The 12,294-nt window shown below is 34.9% G+C and carries 11 protein-coding genes; 6 read left to right on the top strand and 5 right to left on the bottom strand.

The window, feature by feature from the left end; genetic code table 11:
- Positions 1-1,335: 1,335 nt before the first annotated feature.
- From IPH11_19600 to IPH11_19580, 5 genes are all read right to left on the bottom strand, one after another.
- Positions 1,336-1,575, bottom strand: coding sequence for a tyrosine-type recombinase/integrase (locus IPH11_19600; protein MBK6915755.1), 240 nt, complete (start codon positions 1,573-1,575; stop codon positions 1,336-1,338).
- Entirely contained in the window at positions 1,482-1,952 is a 471-nt protein-coding gene (locus tag IPH11_19595) for a tyrosine-type recombinase/integrase (GenBank protein MBK6915754.1), read from the bottom strand. Before IPH11_19595 ends, IPH11_19600 begins: the two co-directional genes overlap by 94 nt.
- Before the next feature lie 11 nt (positions 1,953-1,963).
- A complete protein-coding gene (locus IPH11_19590; GenBank protein MBK6915753.1) occupies positions 1,964-2,290 on the bottom strand; it encodes a hypothetical protein in 327 nt (108 codons plus the stop codon).
- Between the two features lie 582 nt (positions 2,291-2,872).
- Complete coding sequence (locus IPH11_19585) at positions 2,873-4,243, bottom strand: vanadium-dependent haloperoxidase (protein ID MBK6915752.1); 1,371 nt, start codon at positions 4,241-4,243, stop codon at positions 2,873-2,875.
- Positions 4,244-4,723: 480 nt separating this feature from the next.
- Positions 4,724-5,038 carry a rhodanese-like domain-containing protein gene (locus tag IPH11_19580; GenBank protein MBK6915751.1) on the bottom strand — a complete coding sequence of 105 codons (315 nt, stop codon included), beginning with the start codon at positions 5,036-5,038 and terminating at the stop codon, positions 4,724-4,726.
- 175 nt (positions 5,039-5,213) lie between these two features.
- Between IPH11_19580 and lpdA the strand changes: the two genes are divergently transcribed.
- From lpdA to lipA, 6 genes are all read left to right on the top strand, one after another.
- The gene (gene lpdA / locus IPH11_19575) at positions 5,214-6,617 is read left to right on the top strand and encodes a dihydrolipoyl dehydrogenase (GenBank protein ID MBK6915750.1); all 1,404 of its coding nucleotides are present in this window, start codon (positions 5,214-5,216) and stop codon (positions 6,615-6,617) included.
- 121 nt (positions 6,618-6,738) lie between these two features.
- Entirely contained in the window at positions 6,739-7,446 is a 708-nt protein-coding gene (lipB, locus tag IPH11_19570; GenBank protein ID MBK6915749.1) for a lipoyl(octanoyl) transferase LipB, read from the top strand.
- A complete protein-coding gene (locus IPH11_19565) occupies positions 7,446-9,584 on the top strand; it encodes a dehydrogenase E1 component subunit alpha/beta (GenBank protein MBK6915748.1) in 2,139 nt (712 codons plus the stop codon). Before lipB ends, IPH11_19565 begins: the two co-directional genes overlap by 1 nt.
- A 19-nt stretch (positions 9,585-9,603) precedes the next feature.
- Positions 9,604-9,918 (top strand): hypothetical protein, encoded by a 315-nt coding sequence (locus IPH11_19560; GenBank protein MBK6915747.1) that lies wholly within the window; start codon positions 9,604-9,606, stop codon positions 9,916-9,918.
- A gap of 46 nt (positions 9,919-9,964) precedes the next feature.
- A complete protein-coding gene (locus IPH11_19555) occupies positions 9,965-11,296 on the top strand; it encodes a 2-oxo acid dehydrogenase subunit E2 (protein ID MBK6915746.1) in 1,332 nt (443 codons plus the stop codon).
- Between the two features lie 26 nt (positions 11,297-11,322).
- Positions 11,323-12,231, top strand: coding sequence for a lipoyl synthase (gene lipA / locus IPH11_19550; protein MBK6915745.1), 909 nt, complete (start codon positions 11,323-11,325; stop codon positions 12,229-12,231).
- Positions 12,232-12,294 lie beyond the last annotated feature (63 nt).

Raw genomic sequence — 12,294 nt, 5'->3', positions numbered from 1 at the left:
AGAAAGCCAAAAAATTGTTTTTTTAATGAGGTTAATCTAAAACATTTAGAGAGTTCAGGAAATAGAGATTTGTCGGAGATATAGGGTTTATAAGATATATTTTTATTCTTAAAATGTGGGGAACAAAGGGGTCTTATTGTCACTACTCATTTTAAAACTTTTACCAAAGTTTTACCTGGCATATCTAAAGTTGGAAGCCAACAGATACACACCTTGAATACCAATATTAAGGAGCCTTTGCTAAATTTGAACAAGAAACTAAATTAAAAACCAATTTAGCATTGTTTACTAAAGCATTTTCAATTATATCAATGGAACAGTCTCTATTTGTAGAGAGTCATTCCCATTACAAAAATCCAATCACTTCTTAATATAGTCGAAACTTTTTTTACTACCATCTTCGATTAAAATTTCTTTATTATTATTTAGATGATACTTGCGACCTATACGGTTAGTATCTAACTCGGTAACGTGAATGTAATCTGATAACTTAGATAAATTTTTGAATAATTAAATCTGCACCTCATTATTAGTACTCTTTCACCTTTTTACTACAAAATTGTTTTTCGTAAAATTTTCCAAACTTATTATACTTATTATGTATATTATTTGATTCTGACTATTAATTTTGCCTTACTACTAACAAATGTAGAATGAATTAAATCTAGTGCAGGAGCCCTATTTGAAAAGAATTATCCGTAAGATGACACCGCACTTGCCTACATATCTATCAAGACTAAGATCATAAAGATTTTTATCAACCGAATGTGCTTTCCAAAATATCTTTGACTTTGTATTAGATACAAAACATTATTAAAACTAATTTTTATTGTTAAATTGGTCATGAATGTTAACTTAAAATGTTTTCGCTAAAAATATCTTACAGAAATTAGCCCTTTGCTTTTAAGACTATTCACCAATAAACATTTGATATGCTTTCAAAACTATTGTTTAAATTATTTCATTTGAGAACATATTGTGTACGCCTTGAACGGAAGAATAATATACAAGTTAAATGTAAAAAATTATAAAGATTTTATATAATTTATTATATGTCCGTTATGAATAATCAAAATCAATAAAAATAATATACGTAAAACAATGAATATATTTTTTAATAAGATGAACTGGGGAAAATTTATTTAGATTAGTAATAAGAGTTTATTATAAACCGAGTTGATTATATGAATTGATAATTTATGAATTTTTATTAAATAAAAATAATTAAGAGAATACCTTTTAAGATGTTTAGGTAATTTTGATAACGGTATTTATAACAAATTTATTGCTTTCATCAAATTATCCTTTTGCAAATGTGAATAAATTTGAGTTGTTTTAATATCTTCGTGACCGAGTAATTCTTTTACTACATAAAGAGAAGCCCTTTTGAACTAAGTTACTTGCAAAGCTATGGCGCAAGGTGTGGAGGTGAATTTGATCGTTTAGCTTCGCGGCGCGAACGGCTTTTTTAAATTGCTTGCTTACAAAATCTTCATTGAATTTAATATTTTGATTGTGACTGAAAATAAAATCTTCAGCAATTGATGAGTTTTGTTTAGCTTTAGTAGTATTGATAAAACTTTTGGGTGAATGGGAATAATTCTTTCTTTTTTGCTTTTGGTTGTGAAGGTGGTTGAGTTTTTGGTTATGATAATATTATGAGTGAAGTCAATCCAACTTGAACGCATATTGAGAAGCTCGCCAAGCCGCATACCGGTAAAGAAAGCGGTTGTGAAAATATCCTTTAGAAATTGACGATCTGTTTTATCAAGGATTAAATTGAGTTGTTCTTCTGTGATAAACTGCGGAACTGATTTATTTACTTTAGGTGCTTTGATTTTCTTGAATGGATTTTCCTGCAGGAGATTCCAAACAACAGCTTTTGAGAAAGCAGCTTTGAGAGTGCGGTAATAAAGGGCTGCGCCTGATTGGGTTCTTTGGTAGGTGGACATAATGAAGTTATCTATGTGGCGAGTGGTGACTTCGGAGAGAAGAATATTTCCGCAATGTTGAATGAAGAATTTGAAAGCGGGTTCAATCGAGCGGGTAACATAGTATTTTGATTTTGAGAGTTTGGTAAAGCCAACATATTCATTTTGAAATCTTCCAATAGTATGGAGTTGTTAGCTTCATAAACTACATTATTGATTTTTACCGGAATGCTGAATGAAGCTAAGAATTTTCTTGCCTCGTTCAGGTCGGTTGTTTTGGTGGATTTTTTGGTTCGCTTACCCTCGACAAAATAGGTGATTTGATAGAATGGCGATTTAGAGTCTTTTGACAGAAACATATTAGTAACCTCCTTAGAGGTTGTAGCGAGTGTGTAGCGACTACAGAAAAAAGGCTACAAAAGGGAAGGAAAGAGAAGAATCCTTGTGACTCATAATCAGAGGGTCGGTGGTTCAAGTCCATCTGGGCCCACGAAAAAGGCTTCAAATCTAAGGATTGGAAGCCTTTTTATTTCGCTCACTTCTTTTAATTGTCTACAATTGTCTACAAGCACCTATCAGACTCTGAAATTTAAGTCAAGTTCGATGTCAATTTTTCGTTTATTTCTTTTTCCATTTTCTTCAAATCAATTTGGATATAATAATCCATTGTTGTTTTGATGTTTCCGAGTCGCATAAATTTTTGATTCAAACTTATTCTTAGGTTTATAAAGATGCTGTTAAAAGATGGATGTAAGCTATAAAGATTTTATAAAGACTGGATTACCTGAAAATTAACGGTAGGAAGATTCTTAAATGATATAATTAATTGAATACGATCTTACAATAAAAGCATAAGGGCGAGTCAGAAAACTCGCCCTTGAATAATGAAGTTCATTTATAGAAAATAAATCTACTATATAGAATTGAGGACTATTTAGATATTATTTCTCAAGATTAAGTGCCATTACATTAGCGCCGATCAACCTGCCTTGTCTGACACCAACTGCAATCGCTGGAACATAATGAATTCCACCGTACAATCGAGATATAGCAGCTTCATCTGCAAAATCAAAGAAAGAGTTAAACGATCTCGGAGTAAATCCGCGATAATCATGGGTGTGATCAGTGAATGCGTAATGGTAACCAAAAATTTCTGACAAAACGACAGAACTAGCACCGGACTGAATGGAATGACCGGAAACATATTCGGGGAATGGAGGTGTGTTCAATATTGGCAACCAACCCGGAGCAATAAAGCTCTGGATGAATGTTACAGGTCTGAGATAATTATAAACATATTTATCATACCACCCTGCTACAAATGCCTCAGATACTGCAATACCTACAGATAGATAAGTAAATGCTGCTTTATCAAGAGTATAATTTTCATTTCTGATTACCTGAGTCGCGATTGAAACAGAGTGTCCAGGAGGAGTAAAAGTCGCACCCGGATCATCGCTCCAGAATAGAGCAATCTCTGTTTGTTCAGGAGTCAAGTTTTGTACTGTGTTGTATACTTCCAATGCTTCCCTATAAAACGGTGAAGAAGGATCTTCTGAATATGGAGTTGGGGGACCAGGTAAAGTTGGCACAATATCATCAACTATGAAGGGTCTGTTGTTTCCCCAATAAGGTTGAAGAGCTGGTTGATAAAGTGGGGGTGTGGGAACCCATAATCCAGGTCCTACCGGAGGAGTGTATGCCGGAAAATTATGTAAATAACCTTCATGTCCACCATCAGTTTTTGAATACTCGAAAACAGCATTTGCAACTTCAATACCATATTCACGTGATTTATCATAAGTGAACTGGCTGATAGTGGGAGCAATAAGACCATTGTAATAATTTTCAAGTGAATCTAACACTGCCATATTTGTGGGGGTAGCAGTAGGAAAGAATAAGCGCATTATTTGTGACAATGCGGCATTCGATACAAGTTCCCATTGCATTTTAAATATTGCAGTAGGCCCAGGAACTGGCATCGGTGGCATACCATTCAATTTGCCTTCAAGTGAATTATATTTACTACTCATTCCAGGATAGATGGACTGATAGAGTGTAATGGCTGTATAAGCGAATGCTCTGGAGGCTACGGGAGGTGTATAACCACCGGTTCCTTGCACAAATTTACATTCGAGATCAAAGTAATCTGTGGCAACTGCATTAGAATATATTTTTGCAGGTTTGTCAAGAATACTTGAATCCACTTCATTTACAGGTTGTACAACTTCTTCTTTCTGACACCCAAACTGAGTTAAGAGAATAGTTGCAAATAATAACGAAAGAACAGAAAAATTGAGAATGTTTCTCATGATAAATCCCTCTCAAGATTTGTTTAAGAAAATAGTTGTTTTAAAATCATCCCCTGCCAGAATATCCGTAAATCAATACGAATACATATTCTTAATCACCTCCTTCTTCTTTCTAATTCAAAAACTTGTAATTTGATCGTTACCATATACTTTTTCAAATAATCGATGCTAAATAAATAAACTTGTAAAATTGTTAAGCTAAATGCGGGTCAAGTAAAGTAGATTTAATTTCTGGGTTGAACATAAACACCATTACTTCAAGACGCAATATAAAATCTATTGATAATAATTATAATCCTATAGTTTATTTCTATTATTGAGTATATCAGTCAAAGGAAGATCAAGCGGTTGATCAGACTATAGTTTGTCTAAAGAATTGGAGAGAATTTGTTTTATCTAAAAATTAAAGCAAGACTACTGAGTCATCACATTTGAAATGAACTTGAGTAAAATACAAAATGAGATTTACAAGTCTGAGTGTCACTCAGTTACGAGGAGTTCATGCCAATCGAGAACTCCATTCCGGAGATTCAAAACGTTCGTAAAACCATTTTCAATCATGAATAATCCCGCATGGTAACTTCGACTTCCGCTCCGGCAATACAAATAGTAAGATTTATTTTTATCGAGTTCTAAAATTTCACTTGTAAATGTTGAAAGATAAATATCAATCAACTTTGCATTTGGAATATGTCCTTGCTCATATTCCATTTTGGTGCGAACATCAATAATGATTGAATGATTATCATTTTTAATCTGATTAGAAAATTCTTCAGAATTTAAATTTACTAACATAATTTCCTGATTTATTTGGTGGTTAAATAAATATTGTGTCAACTAATTTTTAACTAAATGTGTCAATAAGTAAATTCTAATTCAAGGTAAACCATTGCCTTCGCTTAATTTTTCTGATTAAGCCATGATTATTTATATTGGCTTATAAAATTAAAATTCTTTTAGAATAAAATATATGACAAACAAATGTGATATCGCAATTCTTGGTGGCGGTCCAGGTGGTTATGTTGCTGCAATAAGGGCTGCTCAATTAGGGTTTAAAACCGTCGTAATTGATAATGAAAAACTTGGAGGAATTTGCTTGAACTGGGGATGTATTCCTACAAAATCGTTATTAAAAAATGCCGAGCTTTTTGATAATATGAAAAATCATTCTTCTGATTTTGGAATTAAGATCAGCGGAATTGAGTTTGATTTCAATAAAATTATTAAACGCAGCAGGGACATCTCTGATCGTATAACAAAAAATGTTGAAATGCTTATAAAAAAAAATAAAGTAGATCGCATTAGAGGTTATGGTAAATTAACGTCTAAACATCAAATTGAAGTTTTTGATATTGCCAACAAAAAAATCGATTCGTTGACTTCCTCTAATATAATAATTGCAACCGGTGCAAGACCACGACTTCTTCCAAATATTCCTGTTGATAAAAAAAATATCATTACTAGTACCGAAGCAATGTCACTCGGGAAACTTCCTAAAGATTTAATAGTCGTTGGTGCCGGTGCAATAGGAATCGAGTTTGCTTATTTCTATTCAGTGCTTGGTACAAAAGTTACAGTCATCGAAATGCTTGATAATATTTTGCCAATTGAAGATATCGAAGTATCACAAACATTAGAAAAGAATTTTCGTAAACGGGGGGTAGAGATTTTTACAAAAGCCGTTGTTGAAAAAGCTGAGGTTACGGGCAATCGAGTTAATGTAAAAGTTAAAGTTAATGGTGAATTAAAAGAACTTTCTGCGGAGAAAGTATTAAGCGCTATCGGTGTTACCGGGAATGTTGAGGGATTCGGACTTGAAAAATTAGGTATTGAACTTTTTAAGAATCACATCAAAGTGAATAAATCCACTTATGAAACTAATGTTCCAGGCATCTATGCAATTGGTGATGTAATTGGACCCCCATGGCTTGCACATGTTGCTTCGGCGGAAGGTATTCACTGTGTGGAAGGAATAAAAGGAATTGCAAATCCAGATATTGATTATGATAATATTCCGGGCTGCACATACTGTCAGCCTCAAATAGCAAGTGTTGGATTGACTGAAAAAAAAGCAAGAGAGAATGGTCTTGAAATTAAAGTTGGTAAGTTTCCATTTATGGCAAGCGGGAAGGCATTTGCAATCGGGGAGCGGGAAGGATTTGTTAAACTAATTTTTGATGAAAAATATGGCGAATTGCTCGGTGCACACATCATTGGCTCGGAAGCCACGGAGATGATAGCTGAACTGACTCTTGCACGATCAATTGAAGCAACAGGTCACTCAATAATAAAAACGATTCACGCTCATCCAACTCTTTCCGAATCTATTATGGAAGCAGCGGCTCAAGCTTATGGTGAAGCAATACACATTTGATTGAGTTCAAGTTCAGGTTCAAGCAAATGTTCATGTTATGGATAAAGTTTAGGTTTATCTCTTTTAGAAGTTGAAACTATTCGGCTTTAAAATTACAAATACAACTATTTATTAAAAATTAATGAGTTCTGAAAAAGAAATATTATACATAGATGCCGGAATAATTGATTATCAGGAAGCATGGGAATTACAGAAGAAAATACTTGAATTAAGATATCAAAATAAAATTCCCGATGTACTTTTGCTTCTCGAACATCCAAACACTTACACACTTGGTAAAGTTGCTGATAAAAAAAATCTTTTAAGCGATCCGGATTTTCTTAAAGAGAATAATATTTCCGTTTATGAGATTGATAGGGGAGGGGATATAACTTTTCATGGACCCGGTCAAATTGTTGGATACCCGATTATTAATCTTGTTAATTGGAAAAGAGATGCTCACGAGTATTTACGCGGTATTGAAGAAGTTATCATCAGAACTTGTGATGAGTTTGGTTTGAAATCGAAACGCAACCCAAAATATACCGGCGTTTGGATTGATGATAGAAAAATTGCAGCAATCGGAATTAAAATAAGCAGATGGATAACAATGCATGGTTTTGCCTTTAATATAAATACTGATTTGTCTCTATTTAACGGAATTATTCCTTGCGGAATAAAAGAAAAATCTGTGACATCTTTAAGTAAAGAATTAAATGTTGAAGTCGAGATTAAAATTGTTAAGGAAAAACTTCTAAATAATTTCAAGCAATTTTTTGAATACCAGAAATTAATAAATGTAGATATTGATAACTTTCAAAATGAAAATGTTAATGAGGTAACAGTTTAATGTCTAAAAATAAATTGTCGAATGAGAAAGACATCACCAAGTTGAAAAAATTAGAATCAAACAAATCTTCTATAAACGATAATAATAAAAACCATGAAGTGAAATCAAGTTTGACAAAAAACTTACCATTGAATTTAACTTCAGAAAAATTGCTTAGTGTACTAAGATTAATGCTTTTAAGTCGTGCAATTGATAATAAAGCAATGAACCTTCTTAGGCAGGGTAAAACTTTTTTTCACATCTCAGGAAGCGGACACGAAGCTATCCAAACAGCCGTTGGCTTGTCACTCGATCATAAAATAGATTGGATTTTTCCTTACTACCGCGATCTTGGATTAGTATTAACATTTGGACTTACTCCTCATGAATTTTTCCTGCAATGTTTTGCTAAAGCCAGCGATCCAGCAAGCGGCGGCAGGCAGTTACCAACGCATTGGGGACACACTAAAATAAATTTACCATCGCAGTCAAGCCCAACCGGCACACAATTCCTTCAAGCTGTTGGCGCAGCTCTTGCTTCTGTAAAAAAAGGCAATCCTCATATTGCTTATGTCAGTTCCGGTGAAGGCACTACAAGTCAGGGCGAATTTCATGAAGCTATCAACTGGGCAAGCCGCGAAAAACTTCCTGTAATGTTTGTGATTCAAAATAATGGATATGCTATCTCGGTTCCGGTAAAAAATCAAAGCGGGGGGAAGGATAACTCTATAGCTGAAATGATGGCGGGCTACCACAATCTTTTAAGAATTAACCTTGATGGGACAAACTTTTTTGAATCTTATGAGAAAGTTCAGGAAGCTGTAAAATATATTAATGAAGGAAATGGACCTGTATTAATAGAAGCGAATGTTGTTCGGTTACAGTCTCATTCCTCTTCTGATGATCAAAAGAAATACAGGGATCATAAAGAACTTGATGAAGAATTAAAGCGTGATCCGATTGATCAGTTCTCAAAATGGTTAATAAAGGAAGGATTACTTTCTGTTAATGAACTTGAAAAAATTAAATTTGAAATTACTGAAGAAGTCAATGCAGCCGCAGATAAAGCCTTAGCAGAAGCAGACCCGAATCCTGCAGACGCTGCAAAATTTGTTTTTGACGAAAGTGGTTTGCGCGAGTCTCTCGAATATGAAATGACTGATCTAGGCGGCGAAAAAATTGTTATGGTTGACGCTATAAATCATGCTCTTCGCGAAGAAATGGAAATAAATGATAAGATTTATGTTTTTGGCGAAGACATTGCTGATGGAAAGGGAGGTGTATTCACCGCTACTAAAGGTTTATCAACAAAGTTTGGTAATGAAAGAGTTTTTAATTCTCCGCTTGCCGAAGCAAGTATTGCAGGCGTTGCAACTGGGATGGCTCTTGCCGGTTTAAAACCTGTCGTCGAAATTCAATTTGGCGATTATATCTGGCCCGCATTTATGCAGCTAAGAGATGAGACCGCTACGATGCGTTACCGCTCTAATAATAATTGGATATCACCTGTTGTTGTGAGAGTTGCTGTTGGCGGATATATTCATGGTGGGCTGTATCATAGTCAAAATATAGAATCGTTTTTTGCACACGTCCCGGGAATTTTTATTGCTTATCCTTCCAATGCCGCAGATGCAAAGGGACTACTCAAAACTGCAATACGAATTAACGACCCCGTTTTATTTTGCGAGCACAAAGGACTTTATAGACAAAGTTATGCAATCACTCCTGAACCAAACGAAAATTATTTGGTTCCTTTTGGCAAAGCGAAAGTAGTAAAAGAAGGAAGCGACTTAACTGTTATTTCTTACGGTGCAGCTTTATGGGATTGCGTTACTGCTGCAAAAAAACTTGAGGATGAAGGGCATTCGGTTGAAGTAATTGATTTGCGAACCATCATTCCCATTGATGAAGAAATGATTTTTAAGTCTGTTAAAAAAACTAATAAATGTATTATCGTTCACGAGGATACTTTGACCGGAGGATTTGGCGGGGAGATCGCTGCAAGAGTAGCAGATACTTGTTTTCAATATCTGGATGGGCCTGTAAGAAGAATTGCAGCTCTTGATTCACATATCCCTTATTCTCCGATTCTTGAATCTGCCGTACTTCCTTCGAGAGATGTTATCTATAATGGTATAAAAAGTTTATTAAATTTTTAATTTATTGATTGAGGATAAAATGGAAATTGTAATGCCGAAGATGGGCGAAAGTGTCAGTGAAGGCACAATCATAAAATGGCATAAAAAAGTTGGAGACAAAGTTAAACGCGATGAAATAATTTTTGAAATTAGCACAGATAAAGTTGATACTGAAATACCTGCTTCGGCAGATGGTATTTTAACAAATATTAATGTTAAGGAGGGTGAAACAGTTGAGGTCGGGACTGTTGTTGCCATTTTGAGTGTTGAGAGTGAAGCTGAATCAATTGCCAAATCATCACAAAAGATAATTGAAGAACCTTCAATCGCCTCGATAAAAATCACAACCAACTGAAGCTAAAATTGAAAATACAATTTCCAATTCTATTATTGATATAGCCATGCCTAAAATGGGTGAGTCGGTTATGGAAGGAACTGTAATTAAGTGGCATAAAAAAGTTGGTGACCCAATAAAAAAAGATGAAGTCATTTTTGAAATAAGTACAGATAAAGTTGATACTGAAATTCCTTCACCCGAAGAGGGAATACTTGCAGAAATAATGGTGAAAGAACAGGAAACCGTTTCTGTTGGTACAGTGGTCGCAAGGCTGAGTATAAGATCAAGTTCAGGTTCAAGTGTAGGATCAAGTACAAGGGTTGTTGAATCCGCCACTACTTCAGTACAGGAACAGAGTGCTCGGAAGACTGTTGAGCCTTTACAAATGCACGATAACTTTCAAAATTCTTTTCAACTTACTGAAGAAATTAATGAAGAAACAGGATTTCTATCGCCACTTGTTTTGAGTATTGCTTCAAAAGAAAATGTTTCTCAAGCTGAATTGAAAAGAATTAAAGGAAGTGGACAAGAAGGCAGAATCACGAAGAAAGATATTCTTGCTTTTATTCAATCACGAAAGACCTCTGAGTCACACCATGTTGCTCACGAGTTAAAAACAGAATTACCCAAACCCTCTGCAATGCCTGCCCCTTCCTTCGTACCAGCCGTAAGTAGTCAATCGTTTGGTGATGGTGTTGAAAAAATCCCGATGGATAATATCCGGCAGAAAATTATGCAGCATATGGTTTCAAGCCGTGATACTTCGGTTCACGTTTCAGCTATGCTTGAAGTTGATATGACTAAAATTCATAATTTCATTCAAAAAAATAAAGATGAATATCAAAAAAGGGATGGGGTAAAACTAACTTACATGGCTTTCATTGCTAATGCCAGCGTTAGAGCTTTGACAGCTTATCCGTTAGTTAATTCCTCGATTGACGGGACAAATATTTTGAAAAAGAAATTTGTGAATCTTGGCATTGCGGTAGCAATTGAACCGAACGGATTGATTGTTCCTAACATTAAAGGCGCAGAAAATCTTAATACAATTGGACTTGCAAAAGCAATCAACGATTTAGCTTTTAGATCGAGGAATAAAAAATTAACTCCTGATGATATTTCCGGCGGCACTTTTACAATTACTAATTACGGTGTGTTCGGTACTATTTTCGGAACACCGATTATCAATCAGCCTGAAGTTGCTATTATTGGGGTGGGGGCTGTGATTAAACGACCTGTAGTTATCGAAGCAGATGGGATGGATACAATAGCCATTAAACCGATTATGTCATTAACTATCTCGCACGATCATCGAATTATAGATGGAATGCTCGGCGGTATGTTCTTGAAATATATAAAAGATACACTTGAAAATTTTGATCCTGCAAATTTGTAAATATTATTTCTGACAGAAAGTTTTTAATGATAATCAATCAACATCAAAGAGCATTTAAGGAAGCAGTGGAAGCTGACAAAGAGCCGCTCGGGAAACGTCCCGAATGGTTAAAAGTGAAATTACCGACAGGAAATAATTACAGTGATGTTCGCACTTTGATGAGAAAAAATAAACTCAATACAGTTTGCGAGGAAGCAAAGTGTCCGAACATAGCAGAGTGTTGGAATAACCGCACTGCTACCTTCATGATTCTTGGCGATACTTGTACAAGAAGCTGTGGTTTTTGTAATATCAAAGTTGGAATTCCCAACGAGCTTGATTTAAATGAGCCTGCACGTGTCGCAGAATCTGTCGTTGAATTAAATCTAAGACATGTAGTTATCACTTCGGTTGACAGAGATGAACTAAAGGATGGTGGAGCTTCCATCTTTAGTGAAACTGTCAAACTTATTAGACGTGACAAGTCCGATTGCACAATTGAAATATTAATACCGGATTTTCGGGGATTTGAAGAATCTTTCAATATAATAATGCAAAATCCGCCTGATATTTTGAATCATAATCTCGAAACTGTAAAAAGATTGTATCACGCCGTTCGACCGCAGGCAAAATATCAAAGAAGCTTGGATCTGATTCGGTGGTTCAGAGATAAAGGATTGAGAACAAAGAGCGGAATAATGGTTGGTATCGGTGAAAATAAGGAGGAGGTAATTGAGCTGATGAATGATCTTGTTGTGCACGGATGTCAGATACTTACAATCGGGCAGTATTTGCAGCCAACTAAAATGCACTTGCCGGTTGATCGTTTTGTTACTCCCGAAGAGTTTCTATTTTATAAAGAAGAAGGATTCAAATTAGGATTTAAGGCTGTCGAATCAGCTCCTTTGGTTCGAAGTTCCTATCATGCTGATAAGCATGCCCGCGATGAATTCTAAAATTTTAATTCATATTAAAAATAATCAGCAGGCGTTTTATTAATAATAAAATAACAAAACTAT

Source organism: Ignavibacteriales bacterium (assembly GCA_016709155.1).
In the GTDB taxonomy this organism is placed as follows: domain Bacteria; phylum Bacteroidota; class Ignavibacteria; order Ignavibacteriales; family Ignavibacteriaceae; genus JADJEI01.
The sequence above is the reverse complement of the archived record's forward strand: the minus strand, read 5'-3'. Positions and strand labels throughout refer to the sequence as shown.

Bases quoted from the DNA above. Each gene is read 5' to 3' on its own strand.
- IPH11_19565 (MBK6915748.1), top strand. From the start codon at position 7,446: ATGTCTAAAAATAAATTGTCGAATGAGAAAGACATCACCAAGTTGAAA.
- IPH11_19580 (MBK6915751.1), bottom strand. From the start codon at position 5,038: ATGTTAGTAAATTTAAATTCTGAAGAATTTTCTAATCAGATTAAAAAT.
- lipA (MBK6915745.1), top strand. From the start codon at position 11,323: ATGATAATCAATCAACATCAAAGAGCATTTAAGGAAGCAGTGGAAGCT.
- lipB (MBK6915749.1), top strand. From the start codon at position 6,739: ATGAGTTCTGAAAAAGAAATATTATACATAGATGCCGGAATAATTGAT.
- IPH11_19590 (MBK6915753.1), bottom strand. From the start codon at position 2,290: ATGTTTCTGTCAAAAGACTCTAAATCGCCATTCTATCAAATCACCTAT.
- lpdA (MBK6915750.1), top strand. From the start codon at position 5,214: ATGACAAACAAATGTGATATCGCAATTCTTGGTGGCGGTCCAGGTGGT.
- IPH11_19595 (MBK6915754.1), bottom strand. From the start codon at position 1,952: ATGTCCACCTACCAAAGAACCCAATCAGGCGCAGCCCTTTATTACCGC.
- IPH11_19555 (MBK6915746.1), top strand. From the start codon at position 9,965: ATGCCTAAAATGGGTGAGTCGGTTATGGAAGGAACTGTAATTAAGTGG.
- IPH11_19585 (MBK6915752.1), bottom strand. From the start codon at position 4,243: ATGAGAAACATTCTCAATTTTTCTGTTCTTTCGTTATTATTTGCAACT.
- IPH11_19560 (MBK6915747.1), top strand. From the start codon at position 9,604: ATGGAAATTGTAATGCCGAAGATGGGCGAAAGTGTCAGTGAAGGCACA.